The 21669-nt window shown below is 71.0% G+C and carries 17 protein-coding genes; 10 read left to right on the top strand and 7 right to left on the bottom strand.

Annotated features, from left to right (window positions below; genetic code table 11):
* Window positions 1-211 precede the first annotated feature (211 nt).
* From ACWC2B_RS20320 to ACWC2B_RS20310, 3 genes are all read left to right on the top strand, one after another.
* Window positions 212-3532: a BTAD domain-containing putative transcriptional regulator gene (locus ACWC2B_RS20320; protein ID WP_450718427.1), complete on the top strand. Its 3321-nt coding sequence runs from the start codon at window positions 212-214 to the stop codon at window positions 3530-3532.
* A 247-nt stretch (window positions 3533-3779) separates the two neighbouring features.
* Window positions 3780-4370, top strand: a complete 591-nt coding sequence (locus tag ACWC2B_RS20315; RefSeq protein WP_450718425.1) for a snapalysin family zinc-dependent metalloprotease — start codon at window positions 3780-3782, stop codon at window positions 4368-4370.
* 292 nt (window positions 4371-4662) lie between these two features.
* Complete coding sequence (locus tag ACWC2B_RS20310; RefSeq protein ID WP_450718423.1) at window positions 4663-4995, top strand: hypothetical protein; 333 nt, start codon at window positions 4663-4665, stop codon at window positions 4993-4995.
* 234 nt (window positions 4996-5229) lie between these two features.
* On the opposite strand, the gene ACWC2B_RS20305 is transcribed toward ACWC2B_RS20310, so the two are convergent.
* Window positions 5230-5610 (bottom strand): YybH family protein, encoded by a 381-nt coding sequence (locus tag ACWC2B_RS20305; protein WP_450718421.1) that lies wholly within the window; start codon window positions 5608-5610, stop codon window positions 5230-5232.
* Between the two features lie 136 nt (window positions 5611-5746).
* Between ACWC2B_RS20305 and ACWC2B_RS20300 the strand changes: the two genes are divergently transcribed.
* Together ACWC2B_RS20300 and ACWC2B_RS20295 are read left to right on the top strand one after the other, a co-directional pair.
* Window positions 5747-6670, top strand: coding sequence for a helix-turn-helix domain-containing protein (locus ACWC2B_RS20300; protein WP_450718419.1), 924 nt, complete (start codon window positions 5747-5749; stop codon window positions 6668-6670).
* 819 nt (window positions 6671-7489) lie between these two features.
* Entirely contained in the window at window positions 7490-8530 is a 1041-nt protein-coding gene (locus ACWC2B_RS20295) for a vWA domain-containing protein (protein ID WP_450718417.1), read from the top strand.
* Window positions 8531-8668: 138 nt separating this feature from the next.
* On the opposite strand, the gene ACWC2B_RS20290 is transcribed toward ACWC2B_RS20295, so the two are convergent.
* Window positions 8669-9646: an AraC-like ligand-binding domain-containing protein gene (locus ACWC2B_RS20290; protein WP_450718415.1), complete on the bottom strand. Its 978-nt coding sequence runs from the start codon at window positions 9644-9646 to the stop codon at window positions 8669-8671.
* Window positions 9647-9854: 208 nt separating this feature from the next.
* On the opposite strand from ACWC2B_RS20290, the gene ACWC2B_RS20285 reads away from it, so the two are divergent.
* Window positions 9855-10478, top strand: coding sequence for a class I SAM-dependent methyltransferase (locus ACWC2B_RS20285; RefSeq protein ID WP_450718413.1), 624 nt, complete (start codon window positions 9855-9857; stop codon window positions 10476-10478).
* 224 nt (window positions 10479-10702) lie between these two features.
* Here the strand turns inward: ACWC2B_RS20285 and ACWC2B_RS20280 are convergent, their stop codons facing one another.
* Window positions 10703-10975 (bottom strand): hypothetical protein, encoded by a 273-nt coding sequence (locus ACWC2B_RS20280; RefSeq protein ID WP_450718411.1) that lies wholly within the window; start codon window positions 10973-10975, stop codon window positions 10703-10705.
* Between the two features lie 387 nt (window positions 10976-11362).
* On the opposite strand from ACWC2B_RS20280, the gene ACWC2B_RS20275 reads away from it, so the two are divergent.
* A complete protein-coding gene (locus ACWC2B_RS20275) occupies window positions 11363-12094 on the top strand; it encodes a DUF4232 domain-containing protein (protein WP_450718409.1) in 732 nt (243 codons plus the stop codon).
* A 254-nt stretch (window positions 12095-12348) separates the two neighbouring features.
* Here ACWC2B_RS20275 and ACWC2B_RS20270 read toward each other — a convergent pair whose 3' ends face one another.
* The 3 genes from ACWC2B_RS20270 to ACWC2B_RS20260 form a co-directional block, all read right to left on the bottom strand.
* Window positions 12349-14001 carry an FAD-dependent oxidoreductase gene (locus tag ACWC2B_RS20270; protein ID WP_450718407.1) on the bottom strand — a complete coding sequence of 551 codons (1653 nt, stop codon included), beginning with the start codon at window positions 13999-14001 and terminating at the stop codon, window positions 12349-12351.
* A 153-nt stretch (window positions 14002-14154) separates the two neighbouring features.
* A complete protein-coding gene (locus tag ACWC2B_RS20265) occupies window positions 14155-15447 on the bottom strand; it encodes an MFS transporter (protein ID WP_450718405.1) in 1293 nt (430 codons plus the stop codon).
* The gene (locus ACWC2B_RS20260; protein WP_450718403.1) at window positions 15444-16400 is read right to left on the bottom strand and encodes a RimK family alpha-L-glutamate ligase; all 957 of its coding nucleotides are present in this window, start codon (window positions 16398-16400) and stop codon (window positions 15444-15446) included. Before ACWC2B_RS20260 ends, ACWC2B_RS20265 begins: the two co-directional genes overlap by 4 nt.
* A 309-nt stretch (window positions 16401-16709) precedes the next feature.
* On the opposite strand from ACWC2B_RS20260, the gene ACWC2B_RS20255 reads away from it, so the two are divergent.
* Together ACWC2B_RS20255 and ACWC2B_RS20250 are read left to right on the top strand one after the other, a co-directional pair.
* Complete coding sequence (locus ACWC2B_RS20255) at window positions 16710-16898, top strand: hypothetical protein (RefSeq protein ID WP_450718401.1); 189 nt, start codon at window positions 16710-16712, stop codon at window positions 16896-16898.
* Between the two features lie 243 nt (window positions 16899-17141).
* Window positions 17142-18482: a lipase family protein gene (locus ACWC2B_RS20250; protein ID WP_450718399.1), complete on the top strand. Its 1341-nt coding sequence runs from the start codon at window positions 17142-17144 to the stop codon at window positions 18480-18482.
* Between the two features lie 177 nt (window positions 18483-18659).
* Here the strand turns inward: ACWC2B_RS20250 and ACWC2B_RS20245 are convergent, their stop codons facing one another.
* Entirely contained in the window at window positions 18660-19550 is an 891-nt protein-coding gene (locus ACWC2B_RS20245) for an aminoglycoside phosphotransferase family protein (protein WP_450718397.1), read from the bottom strand.
* A 410-nt stretch (window positions 19551-19960) separates the two neighbouring features.
* On the opposite strand from ACWC2B_RS20245, the gene ACWC2B_RS20240 reads away from it, so the two are divergent.
* Window positions 19961-21598, top strand: coding sequence for a hypothetical protein (locus tag ACWC2B_RS20240; protein ID WP_450718395.1), 1638 nt, complete (start codon window positions 19961-19963; stop codon window positions 21596-21598).
* Window positions 21599-21669: the final 71 nt, after the last annotated feature.

The raw sequence follows: 21669 nt of genomic DNA, 5'->3' as shown, positions 1-21669 counted from the left end.
GCGCGTCCCGGGTACGGACCTGCGCGTCCAGCTGCGACGGGGATTCCTGCGTGAGGGCTCGGATGGTGCGGGTGATCGCGGATCTGACAGCGCGTCCACCGAGCCCATACCTTCCAGTTGGTATGAGACCCCGTGGCCGCCTCGTGGCAGGGTTGTCAGGCGCATACGCATGGTGCGCTGATTTGCCGCGGGGGCAGGAGGGGGCTGTTCAATGCTCACGTTCAGGGTGCTCGGGCCCTTGGAAGTGGCGGGGAACGGCGGCCCCGTCGAAGTGCAGGGACCTCAGCGCCGCATGATGCTCGCACGGCTGCTGGCCGCGCAGGGTCAAGTGGTGTCCGTCGAGAGCCTCATCGACGGACTCTGGGACGGGGTGCCGCCGCTGCGCGCCACGGGCGTCCTGCGGACCGTCGTCTTCGGGCTGCGCAAGGCGCTGGAGCCGGACCGGCCCCCGCGCACACCGCCGCGGCTGCTGATATCCGCCCCCACCGGCTACGCCCTGCGCGTACCCGAAGAAGCGGTGGACGCCTGGCGTTTCGAGGCGGCGGTGCGGGCGACCCGCGCGAGCGGCACTCCCCCGAAGGCAGTGCTGCAGCGGCTCGACCACGCGCTGGCGCTGTGGCGCGGACCCGCCTACGCCGAGTTCGCCACCGCGCGCTGGGCCGCACGGGAGGCGGTCCGGCTCGAAGAGCTCCGCGCACGGGCGGTGGAGCAGCGGGCCCAGGCCCTGCTCACGCTCGGCCGTGCCGCCGAACCGCTGCCCGACCTCGAAGCGCAGGTCCTCGACCACCCGCTGCGCGAGGAGAGTTGGCGGCTGCTCGCACTCGCCCTCTACCAGGCCGGGCGCCAGGGTGACTCGCTCGCGGCGCTTCGCCGCGTCAGGCGCGTGCTCATGGACGACCTCGGAGTGGAGCCCGGTGCGGAACTGCGCCGCCTGGAGGCCGACGTCCTCGCCCAGGCACCCCGCCTGGAACCGGCCCCCGCCGCCCGGCCCGTCGCGCGGCTCACCCCCTCGGTCGCCCTCCCGGCCGCCTCGCCGTTCGTGGGGCGCGCGGACGAACTGGCCCGCCTTGAGGCGACCGCGGAAGCGACCGCCGCCGGGCGGCTGACCCTGGCCCTGGTCACCGGCGAGCCCGGGGTTGGCAAGACCAGGCTGGTCGAGCAGGTCGGCGCCGGGCTCGCCGAGCGGGGCTGGACCTGTGTGCGGGGGCGCTGCCCGGAGAGCGGCGGCGCACCGGCCGCGTGGCCGTGGACCGAGCTTCTGACCGAACTCGCGGACGCAGGACACGAGCCGCCCCCCGAATCGGCCCGGGTGCTGGCCCCGCTGCTGGAGGACGCGTCCGCGCACACCCCCCACGACGCGACGGGCGGGCGTTTCCGGATGCGTCACGCCGTCGTCAACCACCTCACCGCCACGGCCCGTACGGCCCCTCTGCTCATCGTCATCGAGGACCTGCATCGGGCCGACGAGGAGACCCTGGACCTGCTGGCCCACCTCGTCGACGGCGCCGCCGGGGCGCCCATCATGGTCGTGACGACGCTCCGGCCCCACGAGGAGTCACCCGGGCTGCGCGACGCGCTGGGCCAACTCGCCCGCTACGCCCCGGTCCGCGTCGAACTGGCGGGACTGTCCGAGACGGCCGTGGCCGAGCTCCTGTGGTCCGGGGCGCCCGAACTGGACGAGGCGACGGTACGGGCGATCGCCGAGCGGACCGGGGGCAACGCGTTCTTCGTGTGCGAGACCGCGCGGCTGATCAGCGCGGCGGGCGCCGAGGACGCCCTCTCGCAAGTGCCCACCGGGGTACACGCGGTGGTCCGCCAGCGCCTGGCCCGGCTGCCCGAGACCGCCCAGGCCCTACTGCGGCAGGCCACCGTACTCGGCCGCGAAGTCGACCTGGACGTCCTGGCCGCCATGACCGACAGCGACCCGGAGACCGTGGCCACCGCCGTCGAGGCGGCTCTGGCCGCGGGACTCCTCGTCGAGGACGGCCCCGACCAGGTGCGCTTCGTACATATCCTGGTGCGCGACGCCCTCTACGAGGAGGTTCCACAACTGCGCCGCGCGCGCTGGCACGCCCGGGCCGGCACCGAGATCCAGCGGCTGCGCCCCACCGAAGTGAGCCTGCTGGCCTACCACTTCCTGGCAGCCGGTGACCGGGCGAGCGCCCCGCGCGCCGCACGGTATGCGAGGGCGGCCGCGGAACAGGCCGCATGGCGGTTCGCCCACCGTGAGGCGGCCCGGCTGTGGCAGGAGGCGGTGACGGCCCACGACCGCTCGCAAGTCCACGACGAACGGACCCGCCTCGGCCTCATCATGGGCACGATCAGGGCGCTCGCCCTGGCCGGTGACGTGGTCACCGCCCGCGAGCGGCGCAACGCGGCCATCGCCGACGCCGAGAAACTCGGCGACCCCGCGCTCACCGCGGACCTGCTCTCCGCTTTCGACGTACCGACCATCTGGACCAACCGCCGTTACGCGGCCAAGGACGAGCAGGTCGTGGCCGCGGCCGAGCGCGTCCTGCGCCTGCTGCCCCCGCACGCCGAGGAGTCGCGCTGCCGCGTGCTCACCACGCTGGCCCTGGAACTCGACGGCACCCAGGACGACCGGGGCCGGCAGGCCGCGCACCAGGCCGAGGCCCTCGCTCGCGGCCTGGACCGGCCGGACCTCCTCGCGCAGGCCCTCAACGCCCGGCACGCGCACGCCTATCATCGCGCGGGGCTCGCCTGCGAACGCCTCGCCATCGGCCGCGAGCTGCTGACTCTCGGGCTCCGTCACGAGCTGGCCGCCGTCGAGGTGCTGGGCCATGTGATCCTCGCCCAGGCACATGCCGCGCTCGCCGAGCCGGAGACGGCCGATGAACACGCCGACGCGGTCGAGCGGTTGGCCCATCGCTACGACCTGCCGTTGCCGGGAACGCTGCTCGGCTGGTACCGCGCGATGCGGATGTCGATCGCGGGCCGGTTCGCGGACGCCGACACCGCCTACCGCCGGACCACCGAACGGCTCGGCGAGTCCTGGATGTGGGGCATCGAACGCGATCTGCTGCACTTCGCCGTCTTCTGCCTCTACATCCAGAACGGCACGCTGCTCGACCTGGCCGGAGAGGCCGACGAGCAGTACCGGCGCTGGGGCTCCAACTACGCCCGCGGCAAGGCTCTGATGCTGCTGGCCGAGGGCCACACCGCACAGGCGCGCGCCGTCACCTCGGCCGCGCGGGAGCTGCCCCGCGACTACCTGCTGGAAGCCCGCCTCGGCCTCGCCGCCATTTTGGCCGTGTCCCTCGACGACCGCGAGATGGCCGCGTCGGTCTACGAGGAACTCCTGCCCGCCGCCGACTGCCTGGCCGGTGCGGGCAGCGGCGTGGTGACCCTCGGCCCGGTGTCCCATTACCTCGGCGAGCTCGCCCGCTGCCTGGGCCGGCCCGAACAGGCGGCCGCGCACCACCGCCACGCGCTCGCCATCGCCGAGCGCACGGGCGCCCCGCACTGGGCCGAGGCCGCCCGTACCGCCCTTGCCCGCGGCGGACACGGCTGACGGCGTTCGAGCGAGGTGCTGTTGATTCTGGAGACCCTGATCCGGCACCGACACCCGGCACCTATGGCGAGTACCGTCAACTCCCAGCATTTTGCGCCAACTTGACGGCTACGGAACCCGAGCACCGCCGTAGATATTGTCATGTCCGCGATAAACATGTTCACTGCGGGCAGCAGCTGAGAGCGTGTGCCTGATCCGGACGGAGTTCAGACACAGACTCTGGGACTCAAGGAGGCGCAGCGGTCTCATGAGCAAGCGAACAGCCGTCCTGACGGCACTCGTCCCGGCCTTGCTGAGCACCACGATCGGCGTCGCTTCGGCGGACTCCGCGCCGCGCGCGCCCTCAGCGGTGGTCACCCTGACCTACGACGCCGGCGCGGCCGGCCCGTGGGCCGAGTCGGTCAAGCAGGCCGTTCAGAACTGGAACGACGCGGTGCACAACGTGCGCTTGGAACCGGCGAGCACTCCCGGATCGGCCGACTACGTCTACGAGGCGACCAGCGGCTGGCCGCAAGCCACGTTGGGGCCGGTCTTTCCCGGTGGCAGCGGTGATGTGCAGTTGGGCCGGCAAGCGGTGGACGAGGGCTACGACGCGACCCGGATCGCGGCGCACGAGACCGGGCACATCCTCGGGCTGCCCGACCACTACAGCGGCCCGTGCTCGGAACTCATGTCCGGCCACGGCCCCGGTACGTCCTGCGCGAACGCCACGCCTGACGCGGCCGAGGCGGCGCAGGTCGACAACAACTACGCCGCCGGCGCAGCGGCGACACACCGCAAGCACCACCAGGTGGTGATCGACATCTGGTCCGGCCGGGTCCTCACAGGCACGCGCTGAACGACGCGCAGCACGCCCGCCGCACCATTACAGGCAGCCAGACGGGCGACGGACGCGGCGGGTGTACGGATGTGCGCCCCGGCCTTCGCGGCGCAGCGAGCGGGGTTCCGTCAACTCCGCTTCTGGGAAACCCCGTTCGCCAGGCGCTGCGCCGCCCGCTCTCCGCGCCGGCCCACGGGCTCGACTCCCCAGGCCGCACCCAGGGGACGAGTCGCTGGACCACCACCTGCGCCTCGGCGCGGCGACCCGGGCGCTGCCCTGCGCCGAGGGGCCCGCCGAGGACGACCCCGCGGTGGAGACCGCCCGCCGCTCGGTAGAAGCGCTGCTGGAGCGGCTTGGCTGGTCGTGCGGCCCCGGCCTCGACCTGCTCGACCCCGCCCACCGACGGCTCGTCGACTCGGTCGCCGCCCTCGTCCGGCTCGGCTACCCCTGCGGCACCGAGCAGTTGCTGCCGTACGGGCGGTTGGCCGCGCAACTGGCCGTCACCGACCTGGACATGGTCGAGGAGCAGCCGACCCCGACCGAGCAGATCGAGGCGGCCGTCGCCCTCACGGTGCTGTACGAACCTGTGCTGCTGAGCCTGCGGCGCATGGCCCACGCGCAGGAATCGGCCCGGAGGTTCTGACCGGAGGTTCTGACCGGAGGTTCTGACCGGCGGTTCTGAGGCGCCTCCAGCCACCTTCGACGATCCCGCCGCCGTCGTCCGCCCGCCGCCTCAAGAAGCAGGACCGTGAGCATGTGGCCGATCGGCGGCGGGAGACCAGCAGTCAATTCCCCACCCGCGCAAGCGACTTCACCGCTGACGACGTCCGGCATGACGCCACGCCGCTCCCGTCACGTCATGCCGTACGGCGTGGGCTCAGGCGGTCCCGAGCGGGTTGAGGAGAGTGAAGCGCCAGCCGCCGTCGGTGTCGCGGCGGGCGATGTTGGCGGTGGTGCCGGTCGGGGCGATCCGTTCGCCGCCGGGGCCGTCGATCTCCAGGGTCCAGTCGGTGACCAGGAGGGCGGTTTCCGCGCCGACCAGTGTGTGCCGCGGAACGTTCGTCAACTGGCCGTGGGCCGCGACGGTTCCCCCGATCTCGACACGCAGCGCTTCGGCGCCGGTGATGTGCTCGCCGGCCGCCGTGCGCATGCCCGCCCCCGGGGCGAACAGGGCAAGCACGCCCTCGACATCGCCCGCGTTCAGAGCGTCCTGGAAGACGATCGGCAGCTTCGCGGGGTCGGTGACAACAGGAGACATAGGGAAGATCCTTACTTCACGAAGGGGTGATGGTCACGGCTCTTCGACTCGGTGCCCGCTGTGGCGGTCTCCGTTCGGCCGTGACTCCACGATGCCCCGAAGCAGTCAGCCGAACGAGGTAGGGTCAGGACTTGAGATGGTCGAAAGTGGACAGTACGACGTCATCGAGATCGCCTACGACAACCCCGACCCGTTGCACACCGGCATCGAAGTGCTGACCTTCGATGAACTGAAGGCGCGCTTGAAGAGCTCGGTCGCCCGACGGACGAGCCGCCTCGACTTCCACCAGATCCTGCTCGTGCGCGGTGGCAAGGGCACCGCGATGGTCGATTTCGTCATGCACCCCTGTGCACGCGGCACGCTGCTGCATCTACGGCCGGGCCAGGTGCAGCGTCTGCCCTCCAGCGCGAACGGCCGCCCCGCGAACCTCGACGCCGTCCTGCTGCTGTTCACCGCCGACTTCCCGCCACCCCTGCCCGCGACGCGCGAGGCGCTCGACGGATTCGGTCCCGTCGCATGGCGGCTACAGCCCGACGAGTTCGACGCCTTCGATCGCGCCGTGTCCGAGATGCACGCCGAATACCGGGACCTGCGAGGTGAGCGGACCCGGGGCACAACAGTGCCCGCCGACAACCACGTCGAGCTGACCGGAGTGCTGCTGCGCCAACTCCTCGGTGCACTGCTGATCCGCGTCTCACGCCTCGGGGACCCGGCGGGACGCCCCGCCCCGGCCACACCAGGCGCCGAGGTCTACCTCGCCTTCCGGCGCGAGCTTGAACGCTCCTTCGCCACCACCCGCTCCGTCGAGGACTACGCCGCGCGGCTCGGCTACGCCCCTCGGACCCTGACACGCGCGTGCCTGGCCGCCACCGGCCGCAGCGCCAAGCAACTCGCCGACGCCCGCGTCACGTTGCAGGCGCAGCGGCTGCTCGCCCACAGCGACCTGCCCGTCGCCGAGATCAGCCGCACGCTCGGTTTCAGCGAGCCCACCAACTTCGGCAAGTTCTTCACCCGCGAGACGGGCCGCACGCCTGGAGACTTCCGCCGCACCCAGCGGTGAGCGAACCCGGCCAGCGGCCGGTGTATCCGACCGAGTTGTACGAAGACTCCGGCTGCGCAGTGCCGGTGGAAGGCGGCCACGGCGTGGAAGACGGCGCTCGCGGCCAACGTCCTGTCGCTCCGCGCGAAGGCGCCGCGTACGCATTGCTGCAAGGCTCTTCCGCGCATGCAGACATGTGCGCCGTCCGGTCGAGGCGCTCATCAACGTCAACGCATCGCACATCTCAGGCACATCTCACATCTCACACAAGGAGAGTCCGTGCGACTACACACCCGTATGATCCCGTTCGCGATGACCGCGGTGCTGGTCGGGGGAGGCGCGGCTGTGGCACCGGCCGCTTACGCGGACGCGGCCACTGCTCCGACTGCCTCACCGAAGTGCACCGTGTGGGAGCAGAACACCACCAGGTTCTCGGGTTGGTGTGACGGCCGCGGCCCGGCGAGCTACCGGGCGACCATCACCTGTAGGCGAGGCGGCGAGCACCAAGGCGCCTGGCGCTGGCTGGGCGACCGCCGCGGCTCCACGGCGTGGTGCGAGAAGAACGACAGGGTTGCCAGCAAGTGGCAGTTCAGGACTGGTTGATCTTCCTCTGGACGTCTGGTCGACCGCATTGCGCAGCGCGGTCGACCTCGACGATGCCGGGCTCCCGACTCCGGACTCGGGACACCCGTGCACGACGGCACGGCGGGCGCACGGTCAGGGTGCGAGGGCACCCGGGGACGGGCGGGCCGTCGAGCCTGGGAGCCGAGGTCGATTGTCAGTGGTGGGTGAGACGGTAGGTCCATCGAGTTCGGAACGCGGGAACGAGGGGGAGCTGCCATGTCCGGAAGCCAGAACTACATCAATCACGTTGCTCTTGTGTTGGACGCCAGTTCGTCCATGTCTCACCTGAGTCACAAGGTCGTCGAAGTCGCCGACCAGCAGATCGCGTACCTTGCCCGTCGGTCGGGGGAACTGGACCAGGAAACCCGGGTGACGGTGTACGTCTTCGCGGACAAGGTGGAGTGCGTCATCTACGACAAGGACGTGCTGCGAATGCCTTCGCTGAAGCAGCTGTACCGGGTCGGTGGGATGACGGCTCTGCTGGCCGCCGCGCTGAAGTCGCAGCGGGAGCTGGCGCAGACGGCTCAACTGTACGGCGACCACAGCTTCCTGACGTTCGTACTGACCGACGGCCAGGAGAACGCAAGCCATCGCGTCCCTGATGCCCCGACCAAGGATCCGCGTGAACTGGTCAAGGCCGTGTCCGAGATGATCCGGACGCAGGAGGACAACTGGACGCTGGCCGTCCTCGTGCCGGACCAGATGGGCAAGCGCGAGGCCATGCAGTGCGGCTTCCCCAAGGACAACATCGCCATCTGGGACGCCACGAGCACCCAGGGCCTGGAGGAGGCCGGGCAGGTCATCCGGCAGGCCACCGAGAACTTCATGGTGGGCCGCGCCCAGGGCATCCGGGGGTCGCGGGCCGTGTTCTCGACGGGAGCGGAGGCGGTCAACAAGGACACCATCAAGGCGGCCGGTCTCACCCCGGTGGATCCGTCGGAGTACCAGCTCATTCCGGTGGCTCGTGACGCGGCGATCCGGGACTGGGTCGTCGAATGCGGGCACACCTACCGGACCGGTTGTGCGTTCTACCAGCTGAGCAAGTCGGAGAAGATCCAGGCGCAGAAGCAGATCGCGGTGCTGGAGAAGAAGACCGACCGGATATACACGGGTCCCGAGGCCCGAGCCCTGCTGGGCCTGCCGGACGCGGAAGCCCGCGTCAAGCCGGACCACAACGACGACTTCACCATCTTCGTGCAGAGCACCAGCGTGAACCGGAAGCTCGTGGCGCACACACGGCTACTGCTGATGATCTGACTCACCGGACCCGACTACCCGTCACGCGCACGCCCTCCCCGTCGGGGGCGAAAATCGCGTGCGGGTGTCGGGGCGGCCGGGCGATCCCACCAGACCTGCCGGTTCGAGGCGGAACCGACATGGCCGCCGAAAGCCCAACTACCGTACGGAGGAAGGGAATGCACGCCTCCGGTACTCCCCCGGCGGCATCCCGTACGCGGCGCGGAAGGCGCGGTTGAAGTCGGCCGGATTGGCATAGCCCCAGCGGGCGCCGATCGCACGGACCGGACGGGCGAGGAGGCGCGGGTCGGCGAGTTCGAGGCGGCAGCGCTCCAGGCGGCGTCCGCGCACCGTGGATCCGACCGTGGTGCCTTCGGAAGCGAAGAGGCGGTGGAGGTAGCGGACGGAGATGTGGTGCGCGGCGGCGATCGGCCCCGGCGAGAGGCCCGGGTCGGCCAGATGGCGGTCTATGAAGGCGTTGATGGCTGTGAGCAGCGCCTGCGGACGGCTCTCCGGCGGATCGGCCAGGTCGAGGTGGTGCGCGAGGAAGGCGTCGACGAGCTGCGCCGCGACCGCTCCGAGCCGATGTGTGTCCTGGGGACGATAGTGGGCCGCGTCGGCCTCGGCGCGGGCCAGCGTCTGAACCAGGAGTGCGCCCAGCCCGTCGGCCGCGGGGAGCGGCCGGGCGATGAGTGCGGAGACCTTGGCCCGTGGCACGGTGAGGGAGTTCCTCGGCACTTGGACGAGCAGTGACCTGGCGTGGTCACCGTCGGGGGCCACCTCGGCCTCGTACGGCTGCGACGTGTCGGAGAGCAGCAGTTCGGCGCCGCCCGTGGACGCGGCGCCGCGCCCTTGGGCGAGCGACTGACGGCCGGAGCGCGTCACGCCGAGTTGAAGCAGTTCGGGGTCGCAGGCGCGGACCAGCGCCGGCGAGCGACGGCTGCGGATGCCGGAATACTCCAGGACCGAGACACGGACGTGCCCGAGGCTCACATGGTGAGCCACCCCGTGGAAGGCTCGGCTGTGGTCGGTGGCGAGCCGGGTCACCACCAGAGCCCGGGCGACCATGGCACACCAGGCGTCGAAGCGGTCCGGCTCCGGAAGGCCGTCGGTCCTGAAGACCGTCACCTCAACCATGCGTTCCCCCTGTCGTGGCCCGGGCGCGACTCCGGCATATCGACGCATGATGCCAACACGGGCCGACCCTGACACCAGGGTCGCGCGCCAAATCCGGGCGGCTCTCCCCTTGATACGAGCCACGTCCCCGTCCGGCACGTACTCCCGACGCCCCTTCGGCCCTCTCGCCCGCCAGGCGTCGGCGCCCGGGGCTCTAGAGTGCCGTCTCATGACCGATGACATGTCCAGCCGACGGCTGCACGCCATGACCAGCACCGCCGGATACGGCGAGGCGGCCGCATCGCTCGTCAAGCAGTACGAGAGCGTGACGTTCAACGAGGTGCACCGAGAAGTTCTGCACCTGCTGCCCACCCGGCCCGTCGCCGTCCTGGACGTCGGCGCCGGCAGCGGCCGCGACGCGGCGGCGCTCGCGGCCCTGGGTCACCATGTCGTCGCAGCCGAGCCGACCGCCGAACTCCGTACGCTGGGCCAGGACATCCACGCCGGCAAGAAGATCGAGTGGACCGATGACGCACTGCCCGCTCTGGCGGGGCTGAGCAGGCAGGGCCGCCGGTTCGGCCTGATCATGCTCACCGCCGTCTGGATGCACCTGGACGAACAGGAGCGGCCATCGGCCATGGCGGGCCTGGTCCGGCTGCTCGACGACGGCGGCCGGATGCTCCTCTCGCTCCGCCACGGCCCTGTCCCCACGGGACGACGCATGTTCGCGGTCTCCGCGGCGGAGACCATCGCCCTGGCCGGCGAGCACGGGCTCAAGGCCGTCCATCACGCAGAGCGGGAAGACCCGCACGGCCGCGAAGGTGTGACATGGACTTACCTCTGCCTGGAGTGACTGCGCGGGCGAGACCACGGGGGTTCTGTTACGGATCTTGGCCATTCGGCGCGTGGGGTGCACGACGTCCACCGCACCGGGCTCCGGATCGGCGCCCTCGGCCAGGACCAGCGTCTTGTTGCGCGGGTCCGCTTCGATCGTAGCGACGGCACACTCGTGCGCCTCCGTGACCGCGACCGTCCCGGCGTCCACCACGCTCTCCTCATCTGCGAGGAGGGCGAGGTTCAGGCGTGCTGCCCGCGCGCCGGGCAGAACCATCCCGCGATGTTTCCGAAGAACGCGCAGGACCACCACAGGAGCACGACGGGCCCGACGAAGTAGGAGGGCCACAGCAGCCAGGCCACGCCGTATCCGGAGGCGGCGGTGACGAGCGGAGGCACCGCTACGTACCAGCACCGCCGCGCACGGCGCATCACCCGCACCGCGCCCCGCCCGGTGACGAACGCGGCGAGCGTGAACACGGTGAGCACCACGAGCCCCATGAGCGGCGAATCCATGCGTCCGACGCTACCCGCCCGGCGAGCGGCATCGAACAGCGGCTCCCCCGTCCTCGCATCACGGGCGGAACGCCGCTCCCTCGGGGGCATGCCTCCTTGATGTCAGTGCCGTCCCGGCGGCGAGGAGGAACAGGGCGGACACGGCGGATCGCCACGGGGAGCCGCTGCCCTCGATGGCGCGGAGTGGTACCTGCGGTGTCCGCGGTATCCGGAGTGTGCGGTTCAAGTCACCGACCTGTCTTGGCAGTTGTGACATCGCGTGGGGCAACCCCCATTCCCTGCGTCCCATGTACAGAGGTGTGCGGGGATAACCGCGCACCGCACGGAGTCTGGCCAGGTGTGCCGATGTCCGGTGGATCACATACAGACCGAAACGGAGAAGCCAGCATGACTGTTCGTCGTACGATCCCGCTCGTTCTCGTCGCCGCCGGTGCGACGCTGGCCCTGACCGGCTGCGGGGGCGGCTCGGACAGCGGAGCCACCAGCCCTTCCAGCGCCGCCGCGAGCCCTGGCACCGCCACGGCCACGCCCGGATCCGGTGGCTCCGGCGCCGCCAAGGGCAGCGGCGGAAGCGGATCGTCCGCCGCGAGCAACTCCGGTGGGACCGCCGGCACAGGGACGAGCGGCAAGGACGCCACCAGCGACTCATACGCCTACAAGCACCTGTGCACAGCCGGGCAGCTCGCCATCAGCGTGAAGGAGCTCGACTCGAATCCGGACCAGTACGTCATCGCCGTGGCCAATCACGGCAAGGCCGCCTGTGGCCTCTCCTCGTACTACCCCGTGGTCGACCTGGGCTCGAAGAACGCCGCGGACCGCTCCCATGACATCCACCCGCAGGTGCCCGGCGGGCTGGGTGGCGCCCCCGCCGTGCCCGTCCACGCGGGACGCACCGTCTATGCGGTACTCGACACCGATCCCAACGGGGCCAAGGGCAGCAACGGGGGCTTCGACGAGATCAACGTCCTTGCGGACAAGCGCTTCCCGAACGCCGACACGCACAACTTCCCGATGAACGAGGGAGCCACCGTAGTGCAACACCCCAAGCTGGGGCTGTACCGCGACAGCATCAGTGAGGCGGTCAGCAGCATGCGCACGGCCGACACCAACGGCGGCTGAAGCGGTCGGCCAGGACATGAGCGACGATCGTGTGGCCAGGTGCCGGTGTGGCCACTTGTGGACGGTCCATCTGGAGGGCCACTGCGGCAGCGAGGACAGCACCTGCGCCTGCCGGGGCTTCTATCCCGACGACTGGCGCCCCAACACCACCGGTACCTGCCGCGGATGTGGCCATCCCCAAAACCCCCGCGACACACTCGGGTCGGGCCCTCCCCAGCAGGCCGGGCAACGCCCCGCACCGACGGTGTCGTCCGTCAGGTGGACGGTCGGATCGACAGCGCGTGGTGGAAGACGTCGCGCGGGTCCCAACGGGCCTTGACCTGTTGCAGGCGCGGGTAGTTGTCCTTGTAGTAGAGGGTGTGCCACGGAACGCCGGAGGTGTTCCACTCGGGGTCGGCCAGGTCGGTGTCCGGGTAGTTGATGTACGAGCCGTCGCTGACCGCGCCGGGCACCGGGACGCCACCGGTGTCCGCGTACACGTCCCGGTAGAAGTCGCGGACCCAGGCGAGGTTGGTGGCGTCGTCGCGCTCGTCGGACCAGATCGTCTGGTAGACCGCCTTCATGATCACATCGCGCTGGGCGACAGCTGTGGCGTCGTCCGGTACGGCGCGGACCTGGCCCCCGTACCCGATGAGCAGCATCCCACCGCCCGCCGTGCCCGAGCTGTTGTTCAAGTTCCGGTAGACGGCCCCGAGTTGCGTGTCGGAGAGCGAGCGGCGCAGGTAGGCCGCCTTGATCTTGTAGCGGCGGGTGCCGACGTTGCCGGGCTCGCCGGTGCCCGGCCAGGTGGTCGGGTGCAGCCACGGCATCGACAGCCAGGTCTCGTGGCCCGCGAGTCCGGTGTCCGCGGTCACCGCTTTCACGAACTCGGCCACGAGGTCGCGGGCGCCCGGGATGTCCGCGTCGATCTGCACGGTCATCAGGAAGCCGCCCGCGTCGCGGTGCTTCGGGATGAGGATCGCGTACAGGCCGGCGTACGGCGAACCGGGCGCGCTGTTGCGTTCGTGCCAGGTTCCGAAGTTGTGCAGCAGCCTGGTGAAGGCCTGTTGGGTCATCCGGTCGTCCCAGGCCCAGGTGACCAGGTACGCCAACTGCTCGCGCGGTGCGGCGGGCAGGAGCCGGGACGGGTCGCTCCCGCGTGCGCCGGGGGAGCGCAGCCAGTACCGGGTGACCACCCCGAAGTTCCCTCCGCCTCCACCGGTGTGCGCCCAGAACAGATCGCGGTGCGGGTCGTCGGGCTCCCGCGTCGCGACCACGGCGCGGGCGGTGCCCTCCTGGTCGACCACCACCACCTCCACACCGTAGAGGTGGTCCACCACGGATCCGTACCGGCGTGACAGCGGCCCGTATCCGCCACCGGCGAAGTGCCCGCCCGCTCCCACCTCCGGGCAGCCGCCGGCGGGGACGGTCACGCCCCAGCCCTTGAACAGCGTCCGGTAGACGTGCCCGAGCGTGGCACCCGGCTGCACCGCGAACGCGCCCCGCGCCGCGTCGTAGCCGACGGCGTCCATGGGAGAGAGGTCGAGGAGCATCCGCACGCCCGGGTCGGCGGTGAAGTTCTCGAAGCAGTGTCCGCCGCTGCGCACCGCCACCCTGCGCCCGGCCCGTACGGCATTGGCTACGGCGCGCACCACCTGCTCGGTCGAGCCGACGACACGGATCTCGTCCGGCTGCCCCACGAAGCGGAAGTTGTTGCCGCGCAGCAGGCTTTCGTACCGGGTGTCGCCCTGGCGGACCGTCACCGGCCCGAACCGTGTCCACTCCCCCGTCGCCGCGCCGGTATCCGCGGCAGCCGCCGAAGCCGGCGGGCCGACCAGGCTCGCCGCCGCGCCTCCTGCGGCCACCGCCCCTGCCGCGGCGAGCAGTCCACGACGGTTCAACGGGTTGGAACAGTCCGCGTGAATCACGTCAACTCCCTTGCACCGAACGGTCACTGACGTCCCATCATGCCGCCTCCCCGCACCATCCCGCCCCCCCATCGGGACAACCAGGCCGGGCGCGATGAACGAGCGCTCCCCCGCGTCCCCGTCATGCCGAGTGGCGGTGCGTCACCGGCACGGTCACCGTCCAGGTGCGGTGACGGCGGGCCGGCCGCCGGCGAGGGCCGATGGCCGCCGCTGGAGCAGGCTGACGGTGACGGCCGCGGCAGCGGAGACGGCTCCGCCCAGAACCAGTGCGGCCCGGGGACCAGCCACGTGGGCGAGCCATCCGATGCACGGAGCGACCAGGGGTGTGGTGCCGAGGGAGGCCAGCATGTAGAGACCCATCACCCGGCCTCGTATGTCGTCGCTGACGCCGAGCTGGAGCCGGGCCTTGGCGGCGGTCAGGAACACGAGCAGAGCGGTGCCGGTCGGGATGAGCATCATCAGGAAGGCCAGGTGACCTGGCATCAGGCTGCTCGCCACTTCGAGGACACCGAAGACGGCTGCCGCGCCCGCCATGTGGTCACCGCTGGGCCGCTGGTAGCGGACGGCGAGCAGGGAGCCGAGCACGGAACCCGCGGCGAGTGCCGCGTTGCCGAGTCCGAAGGCGGCGGCCGGGGCCCGGTAGACGTGCGTGGCCATGAGGGCGGTGGTGATCTGGAAGTTCATGCCGAACGCGGCGACGACCGCGACGAGACCCAGCGTCCGCGCGAGATCGGGGTGGTCGCTCACGTAACGCAGCCCTGCCCGCACCTGACGGGCCGCACGTGCCGCGGGCGGGGCCGGGTTCAGGGACCGGGGGTCCATGCGGACCAGGCAGACGATCACCACCAGGTACGAGAGGGCGTTGGCGACGAAGGCGGGTGCCGGGCCGAACAGCACGATGAGGGGGCCGGCCAGCGCGGGGCCCGCCATGCGCGCGAGGTTGAGGACCGCACTGTTGAAGGCCAGGGCGCTGACCAGCTGGCCCGGGGCGACGGATTCCGCGATGAAGGCCTGCAGGGCCGGCTTCTCGACGACCATGGTCAGCCCGAACGTCAGGGCCAGGACGTAGAGGGCGCCCAGGCTGACCGTGCCCGTCATCACCAGGGCGGCGGGAGCCAGCGCGACGACTCCCATCACCGCCTGGGTGACCGCCAAGGTCCGCCGCCTTGAATGCCGGTCCACGACGGCGCCGCCATACGGACCCAGGATCAGCAGGGGCAGAAACTGCAGGGCCGTGGTGATGCCGAGCACGGTCCCGTCGCCGTGTGACAACTCCAGGGCCAACCAGTCCTGGGCCACCTTCTGCAGCCACGTCCCGGTATTGGAGGCCGTCTGGCCGAGGGCGAAGAGCCGGAAGTTGGGACTCTTCAGGAGGGGCCAGCGCCGCGACGTGCGGGACCGCAGGGGCAGGGTCCGTCTCCTGGCCGGCGCAGCATCGGTGTTCACCAGGCGGCGGGCACCTCCTGGGCCGCCGCGCCCAGGCGGCTCCGGCAGGCCGCCACGATCGCGGGGGTGACACCCGGCATCGCGGCGCGCCAGCCGACATTGGCGTTGACCTCGCACAGGGTGAAGCCACCACCCGGCGCGAAGAGCAGATCGACCCCGGCCACGCGCAGGCCCAGGACCTCCGCGGCCCGCGCGGCAAGCGCCTCGCCCTGCGGGTAGCGGCCCGTACACACACGCGCGGTCCCGCCCAGCGCCAGATTGGACCGGAACTCGCCGTCCGGCGCGGTACGGACCTGCGCCGCCACCGCACGGCCGTCGACCACGATCACCCGCAGGTCGCGCCCGTACGAGTACTCCAGGTACTCCTGGAACAGGTAGGGGCCGTCCTGGCTGAGACTGCCCTGGATGCCTTGGAGCATCGCCCTGTGGGGAGCGAGGAACACCTGCTCGCCGCGATGGCCGCGCACGGCCTTCACGACGCACGGCTGCGGCGCCCCCGCACGGATCGCGTCCGCCAGCGGCGCATCGGCGTACGTCCAGGTGTCGGGCACCGGAAGGCCGGCCACTGCGAGCTGTTGCAGGTGCCAGAACTTGTTCAGACACGCCAGCACCGCATCCACCGGGTTCAGCAGGAGGGTTCCCATCGCCTCCAGGTGCCGCAGCAGCGTGATCTCCCGGTCCGTGCGCACCGCGGGCGTCCACACCCGCGCATACGCGACCTTCGGCGCGGCCAGTTCGCACCCGTCCAGGTCGGACAGCGCCGGCCGGCCGCCCCGCACAGCCATCAGAAGATCCTTGCTGCGCACCACGGCACAGCGGTCACCGAACTCCGAGCGGAATGCCTCCGCGAGGCGGCTGGTCAATTCCCGCCCTTCCAGACCTGCCCCCAGCACGAACCAGAAATCGGCGGCAGAACCCCCCTGGCGCCCACCGATCGCCTCGACATCCGCCACGGACACACATCTCCCGTCATTTTCCAGGCACGCGGACGATCCGCCACCCCCGTACGACGTCTGCCCCACCACGGCGGCAACGGGGCGGAACGCCGCCGTCTCCACCTGATCGGCCCACTGCGGTCGGGGGCGGTACCCGGTGAGGTCGTCGCCCTCGCCAGGGGCCGCTCCAGGCGGAGGCGCGGCAGGCGCCGGGCCGGGTCGCGTCGGTGGTGTCATGTCGCCGGATTCACCCGAACGCCACATAGGAGGGCGCCGGCCCCGGAGCCATGGTGGGGTGGAGTGCTGTCCACGGTAAGGAGGACTGCCATGTACGAAATGCACGTCGGCACGGCCGTCAACGGCAATCGACCGGTGTGGCACGTCGTCGTCCAACACCAGCGAACCACGTTGTGCGGCCAGCCCCTCGAAGCCGACGAGAACGCGCAGACCGACCACCATTGCCTGCCCTGCATGACAGCCTTCCAGCACCTCATGCGGACTGCCCAACCCGCCTGACCCCGGCCCCCGAACGACTGGGCAGGCTGGGCGAACCGGCCGCCGGACACGGCTGCGCGAGCGCCTGGGGGTGTGCTCGGCGCGAGGATCAGCAGTGGCATGGACGAGGGCAGGGTGTGGGTCCGGCAGGTACCTGGCCCGCAGCGAAAAAAGTCCTCGTCGCGGCTCTATACAGTGCAGTTACCTATAGGTAACTTTCCTGGGGTCACTCCTGCCACTCACTTCACGATCCACGGGGGAACCATGTTCAGACACGCCACACGGGTGCTGGCGACGGCAATCGCCACGGCGCTGGCCGCCACCGCCGTTCCGGCGGCCACGGCCGCCGCCGCCACGCCGTCCACGGCCGGGAAGAGCGACCCGTTCTACACCTACGACAGCAGCACACCGTTGTCCTCGTACGCACCCGGCACCGTGCTGAAGAAGCGGACGCTGCAGTACCACATCGTGGGGTTACCCACTCCGGTCAAGGCGGTCCAGCTGCTCTACCGCACCCGCGACGCTCAGGGCCACCCGGCCGCGAACGTGACGACAGTGGTGCGCAGCGTCAAGGGCGACAGCAGCAAAGCGGTGTCCTACCAGTCGTTCTACGACTCCCTCAACCCCAAGGACGGCCCCTCCCGCGCCATCGCCGGTGACGTCACCCTGGGCGGAGTCATCGCGAACGCCGAGAACCTCTTCCTGGCGCCCCTGCTGGCGCAGGGCTACAACGTCGTCATCCCGGACACCGAAGGGCAGACCGCCGACTTCGCGGCCGGCCCGGAGTACGCGACCAACACGCTGGACTCGATCCGGGCCGCGACCGACCCCGAGGCCGGGACCGGCATGAACGCCGACACCAGGGTCGGCTTGATGGGCTACTCGGGCGGCGCCATCGCGACCAACTGGGCGGCGGCGCTCGCACCGGCGTACGCGCCCGACGTCAACAAGAGGCTGGTGGGCTTCGCCGAGGGCGGCCTGCTCGTGGATCCGGCGCACAACCTCAAGTACGTGGACGGCTCCGTCGTGTGGTCCGGCGTCATCCCCATGGCGATCATCGGGGTCGCCCGGTCGTACGGCATCGACCTGAAGCAGTATCTGAACAGTTACGGGCAACAGGTGTACGGCGACCTGGAGCACGGCTCGCTCCTCGACGCACTGGGCCACTACCCCGGGTTGACCTGGAAGAAGCTGGCGAAGCCGCAGTACGCCGACCCGAACTCGGTGACCGCGTTCGTCGAAGCGGTCAACAAGATCAACCTGGGTTCGGCCGCCACCCCGACCGTTCCCGGATTCATCGCGCAGGGCAACGGAGGCGTCGTCGAGGGGACCTTCGGCAACCCGCCGGGCATCGGAAGGGGTGACGGGGTCATGGTCGCGGGGGACGTCCGCGCCCTCGCCCGGCAGTACTGCGCCACAGGCAACGACTCGATCGCCTTCCACCAGTACAACCTGCTCAGCCACGTCCCCGTGGCCGCGGCCTGGGCACCCGGAGCGATCGGCTGGCTCTCGGACCGGTTCGCCGGCAGGCCGGCCCCGTCCGACTGCGGACACATCCCGGCGGGCAACTCGCTGGCACCGGAGCGGCCGACGCCGGTGTCGTAACGCCACAGCGACACACACGCCAACGCCCGCGGGGTCATCCGTGTCCCCAACGAGGACCCCGCGGGACGCAGGGGACGTACGACCGCGGGCACGGGTCCCCAAGGCTGGGCTCGGGGTAGCGACGGAAGGCCCCGCCCGGGAGGCCGGGGGTTCACGTGTGGGGCCGCCATTCCCGCATCAAACACCCTTCAGAACACGATCAAGTGCCGCCCGGCCCGCAGGTCCCCAGTTCGGCTTGCCACCGGGAAGGCCCCGATCTCCGTTCTGCCCCATGAGCATCAGGAAGAGGCTCTTCATCGCGGCCAGCCCACGGGCGCGCCGGATCGCCGCCTGGTCCGCATGCGCGTACACGTCGAAGAACCGTGAGGCCGTGCCCGCGGGCAGCAGCACCCATGCGGCGGCGAGGTCCCACGCCGGATCGCCTGCGAACAGGGCACCGAAGTCGACTATGCCCGAGAGCGTTCCGTCCGAGACGACGACGTTCGCGGGATGGAGGTCGCCGTGCACCCAGAGCGGCGGGCCCTCCCATTCGGGCGCCGCGACGGCGTCGTCCCAGACGGCCCGGACGTCGTCGGCGAGGTCGTCGGGGACGACGGCGTGGAAGAAGTGGTCGAAGCCGTCTGTGCACTTCTTGGGGTGAGCGCCGAAGTCCGAGCTGATCGGCGCCTCGGCGGGCGCCTCCACGTGGAGCGCCCGGAGGAAGCCCGCCAGCGTGTCGGCCGCGTGGTCGCCGCGGCTGATCGAGCCGTGGTCCAGCGGCTCGCCGGGGACCCACGTCATCACGGTCCAGTGCTTGGGGAAGCGCTCGGACGGTTCGCCGAACCGCACCGGGGTCGGCACCAGCAGCGGCAGGCGCGGGGCCAGCACAGGTAGCCACCGCCGCTCCTTGAGCTGGAGCTCCGGGGTGGGGTCCATGCGCTGCATGCGCACGGCCAACTCGTCTCCGAGGCGCCACATTTGGTTGCCCCAGCCGCCCGCCACCTCGCGGACGGCCAGCCCCGCAAGGTCTGGATGCTGCTCCTGCAGCAGGTCGCGGACCAGGTCTGCGCTGATCTCGATCTCGGTCATGCGAAGTCAGAGTACTGAGGCGGCAGGTGGAGCGGCTCTCGCTCTCCGGAACATCTCGCATCGGTGATCCCGCCGGCATCACCCATACGGAAACCCCATGTTCGGTGCACGACGCACGACGCCCGGTTGTGGACCTGGGCATCCTGAGACCTCGAACGACGTCACACCCGTACGGGTGAAGTGCGGCCCAGCGCCGACATGAACATGGCGTTCCCCGGACTGCTCGACGCCCCCACCCTCCTGGGCCCCAGCGGCACTGACTCCAGACGGTTCGCAGGGTGGTGCCGGGTGTTCGGGCATGAGCAGACACGCCGGGTCTGAAACTCCCTTTCGCCCTGAGTTGCTCGGCTCCATCCCCGATGATGGGGACCACCTGGGGCAACGCATCGAGCAACGCTGGGAGTACGCACATGGCGGTGGAGGCGGCCGACGCACGGCAGGAGGAGCGCGTCGCGGGGCGAGTGTGGACGGTGCGCCTGGATCCCTACGGCCGCCCTTCCGCCGGCACGGTGAAGCTTTCCTGCTCCCGCCCGGCCTGCGCCGAACAGCGATTCCCCGACGGCGCCGCCGCGGGACGCAAGGCCGCGGTCGGCCACATCAACATGCATCTGGCCCATATCCGCGCGGGCGGCGGGCCGCGCGCGGAGGCGTGGTGCGCCTGCCGGGCCGCCGACTGCGCATGGCACACCCCCGATCCCGACGCCGGGCGCAGGAGCGGGGTGCGGCCGGTCGCGGGGTCGGTGCGGTGCGGGGGCCCGGTGGTCCTGACGGTGTATGTGGACCGTACCGGGCGGCTGTGGCGGATCGCGGAGATGTGCGCGCGCTGCGCGGCCGCCACCCCCGACTGCCGCGCCCTGGACACCGCGCCACCACCCACCGGGGCGGGCCAGTCGGCGGGTAAGCCGGCCGTGGAGCGGGAGCCCGCCGACAGCACGGCGGGAGGCGGTGTGGCGGCAATGTTCTCCGACCAACGCCCCTCCCCCACCGACGGCCCGCCGCCCTCCCCGGCCACCGATGCGGCGTCGGTCCCCCGGGCCCGCGCCGCCTCACAGGTGACGGCGCCCCGAAGAGGGAAGCAGTGGGGGAAGATCGCGCAGCGCACCGTGCCGCATGACCTTCAGCCCGACGTCCTGCGCATCGAACTCATCGAGCTGGGCGACGCGTTCCGCGCCTATCAGCAGCGCACCGAACCCGACGCCGTCCTCCTCGCCGAGCTCCACGAGCGCAAGGCCCGGGCGTTCGCGCTCTGGGCCGACGTCAGTGGCGACGGCTCCCTGCGCAGCGAGGCGGAGCGCGCCGAGAAGGCCGCGCAGACCACCCGCGAGACGCACATCAACCGCACCGGCCGGATCGTCGGCGGAACGGGGAGCGGCGACGGGCCGGCAGTGGAGCGGTTGCTGACGCAGAATCAGGCCGTACACGCCCGCTGTGTGCTGGAGTACGTCCAAACCCACGCCCCGCACCCAGAGGCCGAGGTACGCCTCGCGGTGCTCATGCTCACCCTGCGGGCCGCGCGCGCCGGCACCGGGAACGTCACCGGCCAGGACGTCACCGGCTGGCTGCAAGGCGATGCGGAGCACGTACTGGACCAACTCGTCGCGGCCGACTGGTTGCGCCTGCCCGGAACTGTCACCGAGGCGCTGGCCTCCCAGCCCGAGGAGCCCACCGCCATCACCGTCCCCTCCCTGCTGCCCGATCGGCCACGCCCGTTCGCCTTCGGCAAGACCACTCGCTCAAGGATCTCCGGCTGGGCGCAGAAAGCGGTGGGCGACCGGAAGATCCGCAAGAAGAAGCTGGGTGCCACCACCCGGCTCCTCGCCCTGTACACCGCAGCCCACACCCGTCCCGACGGACAGCTCGGACGCCTTGAAGACGGGGGACTCGACCTGGACCAGGTCGCCGCGTTCTGCGGCCTGCTCCCCGCCCAGGTCGCCGAGCACGCCGAACTCCTGGTCGCCGCCGACTGGCTGACCGAAGCCGACACCACCGAGGGAAGACTCCGCGGCCGGCTCACCGAACGCGTCCTGCCGCTCGGCGGCCTCCTGTGACGCACCGGCCCGCAACGCCATGCGGGGTACGCACCCCCAGCCCCCGTCAGCTCAGCCGTTGAGGGCGTTGA

Source organism: Streptomyces sp. NPDC001415, assembly GCF_053597395.1.
Note: the sequence above shows the minus strand (reverse complement) of the source record. Positions and strands in the feature narration are given on the sequence as shown.

What these genes read in the sequence shown, in the direction of transcription:
- ACWC2B_RS20320 (WP_450718427.1), top strand. Translation starts at nt 212, where the DNA reads ATGCTCACGTTCAGGGTGCTCGGGCCCTTGGAAGTGGCGGGGAACGGC.
- ACWC2B_RS20315 (WP_450718425.1), top strand. Translation starts at nt 3,780, where the DNA reads ATGAGCAAGCGAACAGCCGTCCTGACGGCACTCGTCCCGGCCTTGCTG.
- ACWC2B_RS20305 (WP_450718421.1), bottom strand. Translation starts at nt 5,610, where the DNA reads ATGTCTCCTGTTGTCACCGACCCCGCGAAGCTGCCGATCGTCTTCCAG.
- ACWC2B_RS20300 (WP_450718419.1), top strand. Translation starts at nt 5,747, where the DNA reads ATGGTCGAAAGTGGACAGTACGACGTCATCGAGATCGCCTACGACAAC.
- ACWC2B_RS20295 (WP_450718417.1), top strand. Translation starts at nt 7,490, where the DNA reads ATGTCCGGAAGCCAGAACTACATCAATCACGTTGCTCTTGTGTTGGAC.
- ACWC2B_RS20290 (WP_450718415.1), bottom strand. Translation starts at nt 9,646, where the DNA reads ATGGTTGAGGTGACGGTCTTCAGGACCGACGGCCTTCCGGAGCCGGAC.
- ACWC2B_RS20285 (WP_450718413.1), top strand. Translation starts at nt 9,855, where the DNA reads ATGACCGATGACATGTCCAGCCGACGGCTGCACGCCATGACCAGCACC.
- ACWC2B_RS20280 (WP_450718411.1), bottom strand. Translation starts at nt 10,975, where the DNA reads ATGGATTCGCCGCTCATGGGGCTCGTGGTGCTCACCGTGTTCACGCTC.
- ACWC2B_RS20275 (WP_450718409.1), top strand. Translation starts at nt 11,363, where the DNA reads ATGACTGTTCGTCGTACGATCCCGCTCGTTCTCGTCGCCGCCGGTGCG.
- ACWC2B_RS20255 (WP_450718401.1), top strand. Translation starts at nt 16,710, where the DNA reads ATGTACGAAATGCACGTCGGCACGGCCGTCAACGGCAATCGACCGGTG.
- ACWC2B_RS20250 (WP_450718399.1), top strand. Translation starts at nt 17,142, where the DNA reads ATGTTCAGACACGCCACACGGGTGCTGGCGACGGCAATCGCCACGGCG.
- ACWC2B_RS20245 (WP_450718397.1), bottom strand. Translation starts at nt 19,550, where the DNA reads ATGACCGAGATCGAGATCAGCGCAGACCTGGTCCGCGACCTGCTGCAG.
- ACWC2B_RS20240 (WP_450718395.1), top strand. Translation starts at nt 19,961, where the DNA reads ATGGCGGTGGAGGCGGCCGACGCACGGCAGGAGGAGCGCGTCGCGGGG.